Origin of the sequence: Amycolatopsis sp. NPDC004079 (genome assembly GCF_040610415.1) — a bacterium.
GTDB classification, from domain to species: domain Bacteria; phylum Actinomycetota; class Actinomycetes; order Mycobacteriales; family Pseudonocardiaceae; genus Amycolatopsis; species Amycolatopsis halotolerans.
In genome coordinates this window covers 47,673-64,604 of record NZ_JBEXMH010000042.1, presented here as the reverse complement: position 1 = coordinate 64,604, position 16,932 = coordinate 47,673, and the positions used below count along the sequence as shown (strand labels likewise).

The 16,932-nt window shown below is 68.8% G+C and carries 17 protein-coding genes; 11 read left to right on the top strand and 6 right to left on the bottom strand.

Translation table 11 applies throughout. The features are described 5' to 3' along the window. Nucleotides 1-32: 32 nt before the first annotated feature. Entirely contained in the window at nt 33-1,613 is a 1,581-nt protein-coding gene (locus ABZX37_RS33350; protein WP_354746352.1) for an ATP-binding protein, read from the top strand. Between the two features lies 1 nt (nt 1,614). On the opposite strand, the gene ABZX37_RS33345 is transcribed toward ABZX37_RS33350, so the two are convergent. Together ABZX37_RS33345 and ABZX37_RS33340 are read right to left on the bottom strand one after the other, a co-directional pair. Further along, entirely contained in the window at nt 1,615-2,298 is a 684-nt protein-coding gene (locus ABZX37_RS33345; RefSeq protein ID WP_354746350.1) for an alpha/beta hydrolase, read from the bottom strand. A gap of 4 nt (nt 2,299-2,302) precedes the next feature. Then, nucleotides 2,303-2,926: a TetR/AcrR family transcriptional regulator gene (locus ABZX37_RS33340; protein ID WP_067585865.1), complete on the bottom strand. Its 624-nt coding sequence runs from the start codon at nt 2,924-2,926 to the stop codon at nt 2,303-2,305. Nucleotides 2,927-3,034: 108 nt separating this feature from the next. Between ABZX37_RS33340 and ABZX37_RS33335 the strand changes: the two genes are divergently transcribed. From ABZX37_RS33335 to moeZ, 3 genes are all read left to right on the top strand, one after another. Continuing rightward, on the top strand, nt 3,035-4,021 hold the full coding sequence (locus ABZX37_RS33335; RefSeq protein WP_354746348.1) for an alpha/beta fold hydrolase: 987 nt from the start codon (nt 3,035-3,037) through the stop codon (nt 4,019-4,021). An 80-nt stretch (nt 4,022-4,101) separates the two neighbouring features. Then, nucleotides 4,102-5,289, top strand: coding sequence for a DUF3152 domain-containing protein (locus tag ABZX37_RS33330; RefSeq protein ID WP_354746346.1), 1,188 nt, complete (start codon nt 4,102-4,104; stop codon nt 5,287-5,289). A 98-nt stretch (nt 5,290-5,387) separates the two neighbouring features. After that, the gene (gene moeZ, locus ABZX37_RS33325; RefSeq protein ID WP_354746344.1) at nt 5,388-6,569 is read left to right on the top strand and encodes an adenylyltransferase/sulfurtransferase MoeZ; all 1,182 of its coding nucleotides are present in this window, start codon (nt 5,388-5,390) and stop codon (nt 6,567-6,569) included. Nucleotides 6,570-6,900: 331 nt separating this feature from the next. Here the strand turns inward: moeZ and ABZX37_RS33320 are convergent, their stop codons facing one another. Genes ABZX37_RS33320 through ABZX37_RS33310 form a run of 3 tightly spaced genes read right to left on the bottom strand, consistent with a single transcriptional unit; the run spans nt 6,901 to nt 10,045 of the window. After that, complete coding sequence (locus ABZX37_RS33320; protein ID WP_354746342.1) at nt 6,901-8,052, bottom strand: acetyl-CoA C-acetyltransferase; 1,152 nt, start codon at nt 8,050-8,052, stop codon at nt 6,901-6,903. A 17-nt stretch (nt 8,053-8,069) separates the two neighbouring features. Continuing rightward, on the bottom strand, nt 8,070-8,870 hold the full coding sequence (locus ABZX37_RS33315) for an SDR family oxidoreductase (protein WP_354746340.1): 801 nt from the start codon (nt 8,868-8,870) through the stop codon (nt 8,070-8,072). Then, the gene (locus ABZX37_RS33310; protein ID WP_354746339.1) at nt 8,867-10,045 is read right to left on the bottom strand and encodes an acyl-CoA dehydrogenase family protein; all 1,179 of its coding nucleotides are present in this window, start codon (nt 10,043-10,045) and stop codon (nt 8,867-8,869) included. The genes ABZX37_RS33315 and ABZX37_RS33310 overlap by 4 nt, the downstream gene beginning before the upstream one ends. A gap of 96 nt (nt 10,046-10,141) precedes the next feature. Here ABZX37_RS33310 and ABZX37_RS33305 point away from each other — a divergent pair, with 96 nt between their 5' ends. The 7 genes from ABZX37_RS33305 to ABZX37_RS33275 are packed head-to-tail and all read left to right on the top strand — an operon-like array spanning nt 10,142 to nt 16,291. Next, complete coding sequence (locus ABZX37_RS33305) at nt 10,142-11,020, top strand: enoyl-CoA hydratase (RefSeq protein WP_037812239.1); 879 nt, start codon at nt 10,142-10,144, stop codon at nt 11,018-11,020. After that, nucleotides 11,017-12,192: an acyl-CoA dehydrogenase family protein gene (locus ABZX37_RS33300; RefSeq protein ID WP_354746338.1), complete on the top strand. Its 1,176-nt coding sequence runs from the start codon at nt 11,017-11,019 to the stop codon at nt 12,190-12,192. Before ABZX37_RS33305 ends, ABZX37_RS33300 begins: the two co-directional genes overlap by 4 nt. Continuing rightward, complete coding sequence (locus ABZX37_RS33295) at nt 12,189-13,142, top strand: acyl-CoA dehydrogenase family protein (RefSeq protein WP_354746336.1); 954 nt, start codon at nt 12,189-12,191, stop codon at nt 13,140-13,142. The genes ABZX37_RS33300 and ABZX37_RS33295 overlap by 4 nt, the downstream gene beginning before the upstream one ends. Further along, nucleotides 13,142-14,200 carry an acyl-CoA dehydrogenase family protein gene (locus ABZX37_RS33290; protein ID WP_354746334.1) on the top strand — a complete coding sequence of 353 codons (1,059 nt, stop codon included), beginning with the start codon at nt 13,142-13,144 and terminating at the stop codon, nt 14,198-14,200. Before ABZX37_RS33295 ends, ABZX37_RS33290 begins: the two co-directional genes overlap by 1 nt. After that, nucleotides 14,197-14,628: a VOC family protein gene (locus tag ABZX37_RS33285; protein WP_354746332.1), complete on the top strand. Its 432-nt coding sequence runs from the start codon at nt 14,197-14,199 to the stop codon at nt 14,626-14,628. The genes ABZX37_RS33290 and ABZX37_RS33285 overlap by 4 nt, the downstream gene beginning before the upstream one ends. 23 nt (nt 14,629-14,651) lie before the next feature. Then, on the top strand, nt 14,652-15,524 hold the full coding sequence (locus tag ABZX37_RS33280; RefSeq protein ID WP_116202410.1) for a CoA-transferase: 873 nt from the start codon (nt 14,652-14,654) through the stop codon (nt 15,522-15,524). After that, nucleotides 15,521-16,291, top strand: a complete 771-nt coding sequence (locus ABZX37_RS33275; RefSeq protein WP_354746329.1) for a CoA-transferase — start codon at nt 15,521-15,523, stop codon at nt 16,289-16,291. The genes ABZX37_RS33280 and ABZX37_RS33275 overlap by 4 nt, the downstream gene beginning before the upstream one ends. Before the next feature lie 5 nt (nt 16,292-16,296). On the opposite strand, the gene ABZX37_RS33270 is transcribed toward ABZX37_RS33275, so the two are convergent. After that, the gene (locus ABZX37_RS33270) at nt 16,297-16,908 is read right to left on the bottom strand and encodes a TetR/AcrR family transcriptional regulator (RefSeq protein ID WP_354746328.1); all 612 of its coding nucleotides are present in this window, start codon (nt 16,906-16,908) and stop codon (nt 16,297-16,299) included. Nucleotides 16,909-16,932 lie beyond the last annotated feature (24 nt).

Below are 16,932 nucleotides of genomic sequence, written 5' to 3'. Positions count from 1 at the left end.
GGCTGGGATGTCGCCGACGGAACAGGACGGGCATGGGGCAGCCGCTGAGCGCGCACGTCAACCGGAGCTTGATGGCTATTTCCCGGCGGGCGGAGAGCGTGGACCGGCATACGCTGGCCAAAACGTTCGTGGTGGCCGGGTCGTTTTCGGCGATGCTGCATTCCGCGGACCATCAGATCCTGTACGGCCGCCGCGGCACCGGCAAGACGCACGCCTTGCTGTACCTGGCCGATCTGGTCGAAGAGACCCACGATGTCGCGGTATACCTGGATTTGCGCACGATCGGCTCCACCAGCGGCCTGTACGCGAATCAGCAGCTGCCGGTGCCGCTTCGGGGCACGCAGCTGCTGGTCGACACGCTGGAGGCGGTGCACGAACAGCTGCTGACCACGGCGATCGAGACCCGGGTTTCCGACCAGGAAGACCTGTTGCAGGGTCTGGATGAGCTGACCGAGGCGGCGACGACGGTCGAGGTCGTCGGCAATGTCGAGCGGGAGACGACCGTCGGAGGTTCCGCGGAGAAGGCGACCGGTGCGGGCGCTTCCGCGTCCTGGGGACCGGGTGGTCCGCGCGGTCAGGTGACGATGTCGGGCAGCAGCCGACACTCGGTCACGGCTTCGGATCGGTTGCGGCGCACCGGGATCGAGCATCACCAGGTCATCTTCGGGCCGCTCAGCCGGGCGCTCGCACGGATCACGGCCGCGTTGGTGCCGGCCCGGCTGTGGCTGTTGCTGGACGAGTGGAGTTCGATTCCCCTTGAACTGCAACCGTTGCTGGCCGATCTGCTGCGCCGCAGCGTGCTCCCGACGCGTGGGGCGACCGTCAAGATCGCGGCGATGGAACGCCGGTCCCGGTTCCGCGAACCGGGCTGCGAAGGCGATTACGTCGGCATCGAGGTCGGTGCGGACGCTGCCTCCGCGGTCAGCTTCGACGACGTGCTTCTCTTCGACCACGGCCGAAGCCAGTCGAGACAGTTTTTCGCCGAGTTGTTCCTCAATCACGTCCGACCCCGGATGCCGGTGACCGACGATCCGGCGGAATTCGTGGCGACCGCGTTCAGCCGCACCGCGTTTCCCGAACTCGTGCGCGCGGCCGAGGGCGTGCCCCGGGACGCGATCAACATCGCCGCGTTGGCCGCGCAGCACGCGAACACCGCGACCATCGGCATCCGGCACGTCCGGCAGGCCGCGCAAGATTGGTATCTGCGCGACAAATACGCCGCGATCACCGGAAACGAACCAGCCTTGACGCTGCTGCGGTGGCTCGTCGACGAGGTGGTGGGCCGTCGGCGTTCCCGCACTTTCCTGCTCGAACACACTGGTGGCGCGCATGATCCGGCCATGCGCGATCTGTACGACGCCCGGCTCGTGCACCTGGTGCGGCGCGGCATCGTCAGCCGGAAGCGGCCGGGAACGCTCTACGACGGGTTCGCCATCGACTACGGCTGTTACGTCGCCTTGTTGTCGGACGGGGAACAACCGTCCCGGCGAAGCAAATCCGATACCTGGTTGATCGATCCGCGCTGCGCGCTGCCGGACCAGCTCGAGCAGTTGCTGGTCGAACTGCCCGGGGCGGCCAGATCGGTGCCACGCCAGCGAAACTCGCGCGAGTGAGCTAGCGGAGCCGTTCGAGGGCGGCAACGGTGGCGGGGACGTCTTCCCAGATCGGGGAGTGCCCGGTCTCGACGGTGACGAGTTCGCTGTCCGGCAGGTGGTCGACGAGGTGCTGGGCGTCGGCGAGAGTGCGGGCCCGGTCGTGGACTCCGTGCAGCACCGTGACCGGACAGCGGATCGACGCCAGCCGCGGCGTGAGGTCCAGATCCCGTTGGCTCGTCAGGACTTCCAGCGCGGCCTCGGCCGGGACCCGGGCGGCGTAGGCGAGCAGTTCGGCGCGCAGGTCCGGCGGCAACGGGACGGCGAAGGACCGGTCGAGGATCGCGGCGTGCAGGTCAGGGCCCCAGGCGGAGGCGATCGTGGCGAGGATCCGGTCGACGTCGCCGTGGCCGCGCATGTGCGCGCCGGTGTTCGCGAGCAGCAGCCCGGACACCAGGTCCGGCCGGGTGGCCGCGACGACCGTCGCGATGCAGCCACCGGTGGAGTGTCCGACCAGCGTGACCGGGCCGTCGTGCTGCTCAATCCGCGAGGCGACCCGCGCCGCGACGTCTTCGATCCGCCACGGGCCCGGCGCGGTCATCCAGTCGACCGCGTCCAGTTCGCCGGGCAGCGCGGCCGCCAGCGGTGCGTAGATCCGCGGGCTGCAGAGCGTGCCCGGCACCGCCACTGTGCGCGCGGCGGGCACGGAGTCAGTTGTCCTTGAGCGGGAACCCGCCGCCGATGCCGCGCCACGCGAGGTTCGCGGTGAGCGCCACGGCGTCCTCGCGGCTCATCGACTGGTTGTGCTGCAGCCAGTAGCGCGCGCTGACCTGGCTCATCCCGACCAGGCCGACCGCCAGCAGACGGGCCTTCTCCTCGTCCAGACCGGCGTCGGAGGTGATCGTCTCGGTGATGGCCTCGACGCTGGCCGAGGTCGCGCGGTCCACCGCCTCCTGCACCGCGGGCTCGCCGCGCAGGTCGGACTCGAAGACCATGCGGAACGCGCCCGCGTCGTTGTTCACGAAGTCGAAGAACGCGCCGACCGTGGCCGGGACGCGCTGGCGGTTGTCGCTGGTGGAGTTCAGCGCGCCCTGCACGCGGCCGACGAGGTCGTCGACGTGGCTTTCCAGCAGCGCGATGTACAGGTCGAGCTTGCCGGGGAAGTGCTGGTAGAGCACCGGCTTGCTGACGCCGGCCTCTTCGGCGATCTCGTCCATCGCCGCCGCGTGGTAGCCGTGCTCGGCGAAGACGCGCTGCGCGGCTGTCAGCAACTGGGCCCGGCGCTCGGTCCTTGGCAACCGGACGCCTCGTTGCAGTCGCGCCATCTCCGTCATTCTTCCTCCGTCCGCAGCCTTCGCCGGGCGGGTTCACCACCGCGTGAAGTGAACCTGACATTACTCGTGGGTACGCCCGAAATGCCAAGGGTCAGGCATCCTGGACTCGTGACGACCACGACCTCCCGCCCCACGGCCGCGGCGGCGGTCCGCCCGCCGGTGACCCAGGTGCCATTGTCGACTACGCCCCTTCCGCCGCTCGACGGGGCGCTGCCTGCCTGGCCGGGAACGGTCGAAGACGGCCTGCACATCCGGCACACGCCCGGCCCCGACGGCACGCCCGCGGTGTACGTGCACGGGCTCGGCGGATCGGCCACGAACTGGACCGACCTCGCCGCGCTGCTCGCCCCGACCGCACCCGGACAAGCCGTTGACCTGCCCGGATTCGGCTATTCGGAGCCCGCGGACGGATTCGCCTTCGGGCTGGACGACCACGCCGAGGTCATCGCGAACCGGCTCGAGCAGCTGGGCAAACCGGTGCATCTGCTCGGCAACTCGATGGGCGGCGCGATCGCGCTGCTGCTCGCGGCGCGGCGGCCGGAGCTCGTGAGAACTCTCACCCTGATCTCCCCGGCGATGCCGGACCGCCGCCCGGACCCGCGCCGGCTGTCCGATCCGCTGATGGCGCTGGCCTACCTCCCGGTGGTCGGCGCCCGGGTGCGCCGCCGGATGGCCGGGATGACCGCCCGCGAACGCGCCGCGCAGGTCATCAAGCTGTGCTTCCACGATCCGGCGCGGTTCCCGGACGCCCGGCTCGACGAACTGGTCGAGGAGCACGCCGCGCGCGCGGGCTTCCCGTGGGCGCTGGCCGCGATGGAGCGGAGCACGTTCGGCATCTTCCGGCGCTGGACCGCGCTCGGCGCCGGATCGCTGTGGTCGGTCGCCAAACAGGTCCAGGCTCCGACGCTGGTGGTCTGGGGACTCCACGACCGGGTGATCTCGGTCAAGCGCGCGCCGCGGACCGCGCAGACGATTCCGCACGCCCGGATGCTGGTCCTCCCGCGCACCGGACACGTCGCCCAGATGGAACGTCCGCAGGTGGTCGCGCGGGCCGTGCTCGGTCTGTGGGAGGGCGCGGACCGGGGCTCCTGGTAGCCCGAACGGGGGACCGCGGATCGCCGGGGAGCCCGCCAGTCGCTGCCGGGAACGTCGCCGCCGTGTGGCACCCTGGATCGGTGGACCGGCTGAAGCAGGACGCGCGAGCGAAAGACCGGCGGGGCCCGACCGCCGGGTCGGCCCGGCGTTCAGGGGCTTCGGTGCCATCCGAATCTTCCGGTTCGAGCGATCCGGAGTCCGACTCTCCGCGCGTCGGCCAGTACCGGCCCGCGCGCAAGCCCGCCCAGCGCGTCGGCGAGGACCGGTACCGGCCGGGCGGACGCCGTACCAGCGCGGAGCCGCTCGCGGCCGCCTGGAAGCCTAAGGACGACGGGGAGAAGCGCCCGGCGTCGAAGAAGAAGCAGCAGTCGCCGTTCGGCCGGTTCGTGAAGACCTACGGCTGGCGCGTGTACGCGCTGCCGATCCTGGCCGTGATCACCGTGCTGGTCGCGGTCAACACCGCCTCCGGCCCGTCCGACGCGGGTACGGCGGGCAGCAGCGGCGAGGTCGCGTCCGGCGATTCGTCCTCGGGCGCGATCGACGGCGGCGGCGGCATCCCGGAGAACCCCGCGCAGCCGGTGAACCTCAACGTGCCCACCGCCGACCTGCCCAACGGCGGCAATTTCACCCAGACCGGCAAGGGCACCTGGCACGTCGTGCCCTTGTCCGGATCCAGCGACGTCGTCGGCAAGTCCGGGAAGCTCTACACCTACACCGTCGAGGTCGAGGACGGCATCGACCCGGCCAGCTACGCGGGCGACGACAGCTTCGGCACCGCGGTCCAGGGCATTTTGTCCGATCCGCGCAGCTGGACCTGGAACGGCGAGATCCGGTTGAAGCGGGTCGACGCGAGCTATCCGAACCCGGATTTCCGGGTGAGTCTCACCACGCCGGACACGACGCACCGGCCGGACGCGTGCGGGTTCCAGATCAAATTCGAGGCCTCCTGTTACCGGCGCAGCATGGGCCGGGTGCTGATCAACCTGTCCCGCTGGGTGCGCGGCGCGAAGGTCTACATGTCCGACATGACCGGGTACCGGCAGTACGCCATCAACCACGAGGTCGGGCACGCGCTGGGCAACAATCACGTGGGCTGTCCGGGAAACGACCAGCCCGCGCCGGTGATGATGCAGCAGTCGTTCGGCGTGAACGACGACTACGTCGCGATGCTCAACAACATCCCCGGCGGCGACCGGGGCAAGGTCGCCGCGGACCATCACGTGTGCAAGCCGAACGCGTGGCCGAACCCGACTCCGCCGGGCCAGTAACAGAGTCCCACCATCTGGGAGCAGGGAAGTCCCTCTTGCCAGCGCGCGTTGGGGATACTGGGATCGACTACGCGACCCGCGCGAGTATGGAGGACCCGATGTCAGACACGGCACTGCCGCCGCTCGTCGAGCCGGCAGCCGAGCTCACCAAGGACGAGGTGGCCCGGTACAGCCGTCACCTGATCATCCCGGACGTCGGGGTGGTCGGGCAGAAGCGGTTGAAGAACGCGAAGGTCCTGGTCATCGGTGCGGGCGGCCTCGGAAGCCCGGCGCTGCTGTACCTGGCGGCCGCCGGCGTGGGCACGCTCGGCATCATCGACTTCGACGTCGTCGACGAATCCAACCTGCAGCGCCAGGTGATCCACGGCCAGTCCGACGTCGGCAAGCTCAAGGCCGCGTCGGCGCAGGAGTCGATCGCCGAGATCAACCCGCTGGTCAAGGTGCACCTGCACACGGAGCGGCTCGAATCGGCGAACGCGCTGGAGATCTTCGAGCAGTACGACCTGATCCTCGACGGCACCGACAACTTCGCCACCCGCTACCTGGTCAACGACGCGGCGGTGCTGCTCGGCAAGCCGTATGTGTGGGGTTCGATCTTCCGGTTCGAAGGCCAGGTGAGCGTCTTCTGGGAGGACGCCCCGAACGGCAAGGGTCTCAACTACCGGGATCTGTACCCCGAGCCGCCGCCCCCCGGCATGGTCCCGTCCTGCGCCGAAGGCGGCGTGCTGGGCGTGCTGTGCGCGTCGATCGGCTCGATCATGGTGACCGAGGCGATCAAGCTCATCACCGGCATCGGAGAACCGCTTCTCGGGCGGCTGATCTCGTATGACGCGCTGGAGATGAAGTACCGCGAGGTCAAGATCCGCAAGGACCCGGAGACCCCGAAGATCACCGAACTGATCGACTACGAGGCTTTCTGCGGCGTCGTGTCGGACGAAGCCGCCTCGGCCGCCTCCGGCAGCACCCTGACCCCCGCGGAACTCAAGGCCAAGTTCGACGCGGGCGAGGACTTCGCCCTGATCGACGTCCGCGAGCCGCACGAGTACGAGATCGTCAACATCAAGGGCGCCACGCTGATCCCGAAGGACCGCATCCTTTCCGGCGAAGCACTGGCAGAACTGCCGCAAGACAAGCCGATTGTCCTGCACTGCAAGTCCGGCGCCCGCTCGGCCGAGGCACTGGCGGCGCTGCACGCGGCCGGTTTCAAGGACGCCACGCACCTCGGTGGCGGTGTCCTGGCCTGGGCACGGCAGATCGACCCGAGCCTGCCGACTTACTGAGCAACGTCTGTCCGTGAAGGGCTCCTTGAGGGAATCTAATTCCCCCAAGGAGCCCTTCACGGCTTTCTAGCGGCAGCAACATGTCCGTGAGGGCCACCTTCACGGACTCTGAGTCCCCCAGGGTTCCCCTCACGACCAGCGAACCGCAGCCGACGCACCCACCGTTGGAGCCACCCACCCCGCCCCCCCAACCCCGATACGAAGCCTTCTCTGCGGTTCGGGGGTGCTTGTCAAGGCATCTTTCCCGCCTTGACAAGCACCTCCGCGCCGTAGTCACAATCAAGCTTCGGGGTGCCCCAACCGCACAAGCCGATCCGTACGAAACCGCAGCCTAAAGACGTTCGAGAACAGTCACATTCGCCTGCCCGCCACCCTCGCACATCACCTGCAGCCCGTACCGCCCGCCAGTCCGCTCCAGCTCATGCAACAACGTAGTCATCAACCGAGCCCCAGTAGCCCCGATCGGATGCCCCAACGCAATCCCACCCCCATTGACATTGACCTTCGAATGCGGCACACCAATCTCCTGCATCCAAGCCAAAACCACCGGCGCGAACGCTTCATTGCACTCGAACAAGTCAATATCGTCCACTGACAGCCCGGTCTTCTCCAACGCCCGCTGAGTAGCCGGAATAGGCGCAGTCAACATCCACACCGGATCCGCCCCGTACACGCTGATGTGATGCACCCGGGCCCGCGGCGTCAACCCGTGCTCCGCCACCGCCCGTTCGGAGGCGATCAGCAAAGCCCCAGCCCCGTCACTGATCTGCGACGCCACCGCGGCCGTGATCGGGCTGCCCTCCTCAAGAGGCTTGAGCCCAGCCATCTTCTCCAGGGAAGTATCCCGCCGAGGCCCCTCGTCCACCGAGAACTCGCCCACCGGCGAAATCTCCCGCGAGAACCGGCCAGCGTCGATCGCGGCCGAGGCGCGACGATGGCTCTCCAGAGCGAATTCCTCAAGAGAAGACCGGGAAAGCCCCCACTTCTCGGCAATCATCCGCGCTGACCGAAACTGCGAAACCTCTTGATCCCCGTACCGGGCCACCCACCCGGGCGACTCCGCGAACGGCGTGCTGAACCCGAACTGCTGCCCCACCACCATCGCCGAGGAAATCGGAATAGCAGACATATTCTGCACTCCCCCGGCGACAATCAGATCCGCGGTCCCGGACATCACGCCCTGCGCCGCGAAATGCACCGCCTGCTGACTGGACCCGCACTGCCGGTCGATGGTCACGCCGGGCACATGGTCCGGCAGCCCCGCCACCAACCAGGCAGTCCGAGCGACATCCCCGGCCTGCGACCCAATCGTGTCGCAACACCCGAACACGACGTCGTCGACCGCACCCGGATCAATCCCAGTCCGCTGAACCAGCGCACTGATCGCGTGCGCTCCCAGATCAGCCGAATGCATCCCGGCGAGCGAACCACCCCGCCGTCCCACCGGAGTGCGAACCGCGTCCACCACATATGCCTCAGGCACGAAATCCTCCAGCAGGATCAGGGATGCTGACTGCTCACCGAGACAACCTCACCGGTGAGATAAGACGAATAAGCACTGGCGAGAAACACCATCACATTGGCGACTTCCCAAGGCTCGGCAGCCCGCCCGAACGCCTCGCGCCCCTTCAGTTCGGTCAACAGTTCAGCACTGGTGACCTTCTCCAGGAACGGATGCATCGCCAGACTGGGCGACACGGCATTGACCCGAATCCCCGACGGAGCCAAGTCCATCGCCGCAGAACGAGTCAACGCCATCACCCCGGCCTTAGCCGCGGCGTAATGCGCCTGCCCCTCCTGCGCCCGCCAGCCGATCACCGAAGCGTTGTTGACGATCACCCCCCGGGCACCGCGAGCGATCATCCGCCGGGAAGCCGCCCGAATACACCGGAAAGTCCCGGTCAAAGTCACGTCGAGCACCAACGACCACTGCTCGTCGGTCATCTCGGTGATCGAAGCCGTACCCCCGAGCCCGGCGTTGTTGACCATCACCTCAACCCCGCCGAACGGCTCGGCAGCGTCAAGCAGAGCAGCGACCTGCTCCTCCTTGGTCACATCGCACACCACCGAAACAACCCGCTCGACGCCGAACTCCGCCCCCAGCTTGGAAGCCGCCTCCCCAAGCCGCCGCTCGTGCGTGTCCCCGATTACGACCGCCCGAGCCCCCTCTTCAAGACACCGCCGGGCCACAGCCGCACCAATCCCCGCTCCAGCAGCCGCAGTCACCACAACGACGCGCTCAGCAAGCAACCCATGTCCAGGCACGTAGTCCGGCACGGGCTGTTCCGGTTTGACACTCACGGTCGCGGCTCCTTAGGCAAGCCAAGCACCCGCTCGGCAATAATGTTTCGCTGAATTTCGTCCGAACCGCCGTAAATCGTGTCGGCCCGGCTAAACAAGAAGAGCGTCTGCTGCGCGTCAAGATCGTAAGAACCGGCGGCAGTCAACGCAGACCCGCCGCGGACGTCCATCGCCAGCTCCCCCAGCTCCCGATGCCACCGAGCCCACAGCAGCTTCGACACCGAAGCCTCCGACCCCTGTGACCCAGCCTCATACGCGCTCAACGTCCGCAACGCATGCACCCGCAACACCTCAAGGCCCACAGACGCCTGCGCCAACCGATCTCGCACAACCGGATCGTCATAACGCCCGTTCGACCTGGCGGTGGCGACAATCCCCGCCAATTCCCGGGCGAACCCGACCTGCTGCCCGATAGTCGACACCCCGCGCTCGAACCCGAGCGTCGCCATCGCGACCCGCCACCCGTCCCCGGGCGCGCCCACCACCAGGGACTCCGAGGTCCGAGCCCCGTCGAAGAAGACCTCGTTGAACTCACTGGTCCCGGTCAGCTGCCGGATCGGCCGCACCTCGACCCCGGGCTGATCCATCGGCACCAGCAGATACGACAGTCCAGCGTGCCGCCGAGACCCGGCCTCAGTCCGCACCACCGCGAAGCACCACTGCGCGTGCTGAGCGAGCGACGTCCAGATCTTCTGCCCGTCGATTACCCACTCGCCGCCGTCCAGCCGCGCCCGCGTGCGCACCCCAGCCAGGTCAGACCCGGCACCAGGCTCGGAATAGCCCTGACACCACAGCTCAGTGACGCCGACGATCCCCGGCAAGAACCGTCGCCGCTGCTCGTCAGTGCCGTGCGCGATCAAGGTCGGCCCGAGCAGCTCCTCGCCAAGGTGATTGACCCGAGCAGGCGCATCCGACCGGGCGTACTCCTCGTGGAAGATCACCTGCTGCAGCAAGCTCAGCCCGCGCCCGCCGTACTCGACCGGCCAGCCAAGGCACGTCCAGCCGTGCGCCGCCAGGTGCTGGTTCCACGCCTGGCGCTCCTCCGGTGCCTCATGCTCGCGCCCGGATCCGCCGAGGCCCTTCAACGCGGCGAATTCGCCGGCGAGGTGGTCGCCGAGCCACGCGCGCACGTCGGCGCGGAACTGCTCGTCCTCGGGGGTGTAGCGAAGATCCACCCGTCCTCCTGGTCCGCCGGTGCCGGTCCCGCCACGCTACCAAACCAAGCACTTGTTTGGTAGCATCGCCGCCGAACCGAGAAGGAGTGATGCGCGTTGAGCGGAACCGAAGAAAGCACCGACGAGCAGGTCGTGACGTACGAGGTGCGCGGTCCGGTCGCGGTCGTCACGCTGAACCGGCCGCAGTACCGCAACGCCCAGAACTCGAAGATGACCTACGCCCTGGACGCCGCCTTCACGAAGGCGGTGGACGACCCGGACGTCAAGGCGATCGTGCTGGCGGGCAACGGCAAGCACTTCTGCGCCGGGCACGACATCGGCACCCCCGGGCGCGACATCGACCAGAGTTTCGAGCGCAAAGCGGTCATCTGGTGGGACCACACCGACCGGGCGGGCGTCGATTCCCGCTTCGCCCGCGAGTCCGAGGTCTACCTCGGCATGTGCCGGCGCTGGCGGGAGATCCCGAAGCCGGTGATCGCGATGGTGCAGGGCGCGTGCATCGCGGGCGGACTGATGCTCGCGTGGTCGTGCGACTTCATCGTGGCCTCCGACGACGCGTTCTTCTCCGACCCGGTCGTGCGGATGGGCATCCCGGGCGTCGAGTACTTCGCGCATCCGTGGGTGATGAACCCGCGCGCGGCGAAGGAGTTCCTCTACACCGGCGACCGGTTCGGCGCGGACCGCGCGCAGGCGCTCGGCATGGTCAACCACGTCGTGCCGCGCGCCGAGCTCGAAGAGGCGACGTTCGCGATCGCCGAGCGGATCGCGCAGATGCCGCAGCTGGGCCTGGCGCTCACGAAGAAGGCAGTCAATCAGGCAGAAGACCTGATGGGCATGCGGTCCGGAATGGACTCGGTGTTCGGCCTGCACCACGCCGCGCACGCGCACAACGCCGAGCTGGACACCGATTCGCTCGCCGGGCTCGACGCGCGGTCGATGGCGAAGGCCAACAAGAAGGCTGCGGGAGAGTCATGAGCCCGGAATTCACCGCCGCGGAGGAAGAGTTCCGCGCGGAGGCCCGTGCCTGGCTGAAGGAGAACAGCCCCGGCCCGCTGCCGTCGATGGACACCGAAGACGGCGCCCGCGCGCACCGCGAGTGGGAAGCGAAGCTCGCCGAGGGCCGGTGGTCCGTGGTCACCTGGCCCGCCGAATACGGCGGCCGCGACGCGACGCTGACCGAGTGGGTGCTGTTCGAGGAGGAGTACTACCTCAGCGGCGCGCCGACCCGGATCGCGCAGAACGGCATTTCGCTGCTGGCCCCGATCATCTTCGAGCACGGCACCGACGATCAGCGCCAGCGACACCTGCCGCTGACCGCCAACGGCACCCGGATCTGGGCGCAAGCCTGGTCCGAGCCGGAGGCGGGCAGCGACCTCGCCGGGATCCGCAGCACCGCCGTCCGCGACGACGAGCGCGGCGGCTGGGTCCTGGGCGGGCAGAAGATCTGGAGCTCCCGCGCCCCGTTCGCCGACTGGGGTTTCGGCCTGTTCCGCTCCGACCCGGAAGCCGAACGGCACCGCGGCCTCACGTACTTCCTGTTCCCGCTCGACTCCGACGGCGTCACCGTCCGGCCGATCGCGCAGCTCGACGGCGACAGCGGGTTCGCCGAGATCTTCTTCGACGACGTCTTCGTGCCTGATCAGGACGTCCTCGGCGGCGTCGGCGACGGCTGGCGCGTCGCGATGAGCACGGCGGGCAACGAACGCGGCCTGTCGCTGCGTTCGCCGGGCCGGTTCCTCGCGGCGGCGGACCGGCTGCTCGACCTCTGGGCCGAGCGCGGCGCCGAAGCCCCGCACCTGCGCGACCGCGTAGCCGACGCCTGGATCAAGGCCGAGTCCTACCGGCTCTACACCTGGGACACCGTCGACCACGTCCAGAACGGCGGCGACGTCGGCGCGGCGGGCAGCGTCAACAAGCTCTTCTGGACCGGGCTCGACCTCGGCATCCAGGAAACGGCGCTGGACCTGCTCGGCCCGGACCAGGAGCTGCTCGGCCCCGGCGCGACGGCCGGCGGGCGCTGGATGGAGGACTACCTGTTCGCCCTCGGCGGCCCGATCTACGCCGGCACCAACGAAATCCAGCGCAACATCGTCGCGGAACGCCTGCTCGGCCTCCCCCGCGGCGAACGCAGGAAGGCACAAGCATGAAGTTCCGGCTGTCCGCCGAACAGCGCGCGTTCGCCGAAGCGCTGGACGCCCTGCTGGGCGCGGCCGACGTCCCCGGCGTCAACCGGTCCTGGGCGACCAAGCGGCCGGAACCCGGGCTGAAGCTGTGGAAGCAACTGGCCGAACTGGGCGTCACCGCGCTCGGCGTGGACGAGGAATACGGCGGCGTCGGCGGGACCCCGGTCGATCTGATCGTGGCCTTCGAGCGTCTCGGGTATCACGGCGTTCCGGGTCCGGTGATCGAGTCCATCGCCGCCGCGCCCGCGCTGCTCACGGACGCTTCGTTGCTGTCCTCGCTGGCTTCCGGGGACGCGATGGTGACCTTCGCGAGCGCGCCGCACACTCCGTACGCGCTGGATGCGGATGTCGCGACGGACGTCTTCGTGGTCGGAGATTCGCTGGCACGGGCGGAAATCGGCTGCCCGCTGCAGTCGGTCGATCCTTCCCGGCATCTGTTCGAGGTCACCGCCGGTGCCGACACTCAGCCGCTCGCCCCGGAGAAGCGCGCAGAGGCGCTCGACCTCGCCAGCCTCGCTTGCGCGGCGGAACTGCTGGGCTGCGGCGAGCGGATGCTGGCCGACACCGTCGCGTACCTCGGCCAACGACGCCAGTTCGGGCGCGTGATCGGCGAGTACCAAGCGCTCAAGCACGCTGCCGCAGACGTCCGAGTGGCGCTCGATTTCGCCCGTCCCCTGCTGCTCGGCGCGGCCCGCGAGCCCAGCGCCCGGGCGATCTCGGCGGCGAAGGTCGCGACGTCGGACGCGGCCCAGCTCGCCGCGCGCACCGGACTGCAGCTGCACGGCGCGATCGGCTACACGCTCGAATGCGACCTGAGCCTGTGGCTGCTGCGCGTCCGAGCGCTCGTGGGCTGCTGGGGCACGCCGTCCGTGCACCGCGCGCGGGTGCTGGAGAGCCTGATGAGGGGCCGCTGATGCACTTCGCGCTGACCGATGAGCAGCGGGAACTCGCCGCCGCCGTCCGCGGGCTGGTCCAGCGACGAGCCGCGAAGACCGATCTGCGAGCGGCGATCGACTCGCCGACCGGATACGACACCGAATTGTGGTCCGCGCTGTGCGAGCAGATCGGCGTCGCGGCGCTGGCCATTCCCGAGGAGCACGGCGGGGCCGGGTTCAGCCTGTTCGAAACGCACGTGGTGCTGGAAGAGCTGGGCGCGAGTCTGACGCCGTCGCCGCTGCTGGGGTCTGGAGTGCTTGCCGCGCAGGCATTACTGGCCGCTGACGCACCGGCGCTGCTCCCCGAGATCGCTGCGGGCGAGGTCGTCGCGCTGGCCTGGGCGGATCGCGCCGGACGGCATCGAACCGACGGTTCGGACGTGGTCGCTACGGACGGAACCCTGAACGGCACCGCGACATTGGTGCTGGACGGTGCGCAGGCGGCACACCTGCTGGTGGTCGCGATGGCTGACGGACGCCCCGCGCTGTTCCAGACTTCCGCGACGGCTGAGGCGACACCAGCGGTCGACCAGACGCTCAGGTTCGCCCAGGTCGAATTCCGCGACACGCCAGCGACATTGCTCGCGGACGACTTCACCGAAGCGCTCCCCCGGCTGCACGCCATCGCCGCAATCGCTTGCACCGCCTTGCAAGTCGGCGGCGCACAGTCCTGTTTGGACCGAACTGTCGCGCACCTCAAGGAACGCGAGCAGTTCGGCCGTCCGCTCGGCTCGTTCCAAGCGTTGAAACACCGGGTCGCGGACATGCTGGTGCAGGTGGAAACCGCGCGCTCGATCTCGTGGGCGGCCGGGTTCGCGGCCAGCAACGGCGACGATCTCGTCCAGCACGCGGCGTACGCGAAATCCTGGTGCAGCGAGGCTTTCACCGCGGTAGCGGCCGAAACAGTCCAGCTGCACGGCGGAATCGCGATCACCTGGGAGCACGACGCGCAGCTGTACTTCAAACGAGCGCACGCGCTGGCGCACCTCTTCGGCGACGCCCGCGAACACCGGGCACGGCTTCGGAGCGACGCATGATCCACCACGTCGGAATCACCGTGCACGACCTCGCCGCGTCGACCGAGTTCTACCGCGATCTGCTCGGCGGCAGCGTCGAAGGACCGTTCGAGCGCAGCGGTCCGCGGATCGACGAGGTCACCGGATATCCGGGGGTGATCGTGCGCCAGAGCTTCGTGTCGGCCGGCGACGGCGACACGGTGGTCGAGCTGCTGCAGTACGAAAACGGGTCGCCGACGCGGATCGACCCGGACCACGGGCAAGCGGGAGCGGCGCACGTCGCGATCACCGTCGACGACCTGGACGCGACGCTGGAGCGGCTGCGCGGACGCGGGGTCGCGGCGGTGTCCGAGCCGATCGTCACCAGCCATCCGATGGCGGGCTGCCGCGCGGTGTACGTGCTCGATCCGGACCGGGTCCGCGTCGAACTGGTCCAACTGCCCGCCTGAGCAAGCAAAAGATGGAGGAACGAATGGGCGGCAAGTCCATGACCCTGGACGGCGTCACCGAGTACGTCCGGTCCGGGATGACCGTCGGGATCGGCGGATGGGGGTCGCGGCGCAAGCCGATGGCGATGGTGCGCGAACTGCTGCGCAGCGACGTCGAAGACCTCACGCTGGTCACCTTCGGCGGGCCCGAGGTCGGGCTGCTGTGCGCGGCGGGCAAGGTGCGCCGGGTGATCTACGGGTTCGTCTCGCTCGACACGATCCCGCTCGACCCGCATTTCCGCGCCGCGCGCGAGGGAGGCCGAGTCGAGACAACGGAGTATGACGAAGGCATGTTCGTCGCCGCGCTGCGGGCGGGTGCCAACCGGCTGTCGTTCCTGCCGACGCGGTCCGGGCTGGAGAGCGACGTGCTGCTGATGAACCCGGAGCTGAAGACCGTCGCGTCGCCGTATGACGACGACGTCTACATCGCGGTGCCCGCGGTGCGCCCGGACGTCTCGCTGCTGCACCTCAACCGCAGCGACACCCTCGGCAACGGCCAGTTCCTCGGCCCGGACCCGTACTTCGACGACCTGTTCGCGATGGCGTCGGACAAAACGCTGCTGAGCGTCGAGAAGATCGTGGACACCGAGGACCTCACCGCGACCGAGCGGTCGACGTCGCTGCTGATCAGCCGGATGTTCGTGAACGGCGTGATCGAGGCTCCGAACGGCGCGCACTTCACCTCGTGCGACCCGGATTACGGCCGCGACGAGGCGTTCCAGCGGCATTACGCGCAGTCCGCGCAGGACGAGGTCTCGTGGAAGCAGTTCCGCGAGACGTTCCTGACCGGCGACGAGGCCAGCTACCACGAAGCAGTGCGCGCCTTCCACCGCGCGACCGAGAAGGAGTCCGCATGACTGCCCCCGCAACCCGCGCCGAGATCTGCATCGCCGCGTGCTCCGACGCGTGGCGCGGCTCCGGCGAGGTGCTGGCCCACGCGGTCGGCACGGTCCCGGCGATCAGCGCGCGGCTGGCGCGGCTCACCCACTCCCCCGAACTGGTGCTGTCCGACGGCGAATGCCACTTCATGGCCGACCCGCCGCCGCTGGGCAAAACCGCCGCGGCGGGCGGCACCGTCGAGGCCTGGGCCCCGTTCGGCCGGATCTTCGACATCCTCAACACCGGGCGGCGGCATTCGATGATGGGCGCGAGCCAGATCGACCGGTTCGGCAACCAGAACATCTCGCTGATCGGCGACTGGCGGAAGCCGAAACGCCAGCTCATCGGCATGCGCGGCGCGCCGGGCAACACGGTCAACCACCGCACCGACTACTGGGTGAGCCGGCATTCGAGCCGGGTGTTCGTGGACCGGGTCGACATCGTGTCCGGCGTCGGCAACGACCGGGCCCGCGCGCACACCTCGACGGCGCTGCGGTTCCACGACCTCGGCGTGGTGGTGACCGACCTGGCGGTGCTCGACTACGACGAGGACGGACGGCTGAAGGTGCGGTCGCTGCACCCGGGCGTCACCGAGGACGAGGTGCGCGAGAACACCGGCTTCGAGCTGGACTTCAGCGGAGCCGGGGTGTCCCGGGAGCCGAACGAGCACGAATTGGACCTGATCCGCACCGTGCTCGATCCGAAGGCCGCCCGGGACCGGGAGGTCAAGGTGTCCCGGTCCTGAACCGCTCAGCCGGCGAGCAACCCGCCGTACAGCATCGCGAGGTACTGCTCCGCCACGACGTCGTGGCGGAGCTTTCCGCGCGGGTTGTACCAGCGGACCGACGACCAGACGGTGTCCCGGATGAACCGGTACACCAGGCTCACCTCGAGGTCGGCGCGGAGTTCGCCGGTCTCGCGGCCCGCCTGGAGCACGCTGAGCCACAGTTTTTCGATCTTCAGCGACGTCTTCCCGACGAATTCGAAATCGGCGAGACTGCCGACGACGGCCGATTCGTTCTGGTAGAGCGCCACCGCGAACGGCCGGTCGTGAATGGTCGCGAAGGCGGTGTACACCAGCGCGTCGAACTGCTCGCGCGGCGTGCCGTCCTTCCCGGCGATCTCGGTGAACGCGGCCAGCAGGTCGTCCATGAACTCCTTGAGGATTTCGCGGAGCATGTCCTCTTTGGACGCGAAATGGTGGTACAGGCTCCCCGAAAGGATGCCCGCCTCGTCGGCGATGTCGCGGACGGTGGTCTGGGAGTAGCCCCGGGTCGCGAACAGCTGCGCGGCGATGCCCAGCAGCTCTCCGCGCCGGGTGCCGCCGTTTTTCGCCGGAGCCCGGCCGGTTCGCGGAGTCATCGCATGGATCCCTTCCTGCCCGCT

Bases quoted from the DNA above. Each gene is read 5' to 3' on its own strand.
- ABZX37_RS33350 (WP_354746352.1), top strand. From the start codon at position 33: ATGGGGCAGCCGCTGAGCGCGCACGTCAACCGGAGCTTGATGGCTATT.
- ABZX37_RS33340 (WP_067585865.1), bottom strand. From the start codon at position 2,926: ATGACGGAGATGGCGCGACTGCAACGAGGCGTCCGGTTGCCAAGGACC.
- moeZ (WP_354746344.1), top strand. From the start codon at position 5,388: ATGTCAGACACGGCACTGCCGCCGCTCGTCGAGCCGGCAGCCGAGCTC.
- ABZX37_RS33300 (WP_354746338.1), top strand. From the start codon at position 11,017: ATGAGCCCGGAATTCACCGCCGCGGAGGAAGAGTTCCGCGCGGAGGCC.
- ABZX37_RS33295 (WP_354746336.1), top strand. From the start codon at position 12,189: ATGAAGTTCCGGCTGTCCGCCGAACAGCGCGCGTTCGCCGAAGCGCTG.
- ABZX37_RS33290 (WP_354746334.1), top strand. From the start codon at position 13,142: ATGCACTTCGCGCTGACCGATGAGCAGCGGGAACTCGCCGCCGCCGTC.
- ABZX37_RS33285 (WP_354746332.1), top strand. From the start codon at position 14,197: ATGATCCACCACGTCGGAATCACCGTGCACGACCTCGCCGCGTCGACC.
- ABZX37_RS33280 (WP_116202410.1), top strand. From the start codon at position 14,652: ATGGGCGGCAAGTCCATGACCCTGGACGGCGTCACCGAGTACGTCCGG.
- ABZX37_RS33275 (WP_354746329.1), top strand. From the start codon at position 15,521: ATGACTGCCCCCGCAACCCGCGCCGAGATCTGCATCGCCGCGTGCTCC.
- ABZX37_RS33270 (WP_354746328.1), bottom strand. From the start codon at position 16,908: ATGACTCCGCGAACCGGCCGGGCTCCGGCGAAAAACGGCGGCACCCGG.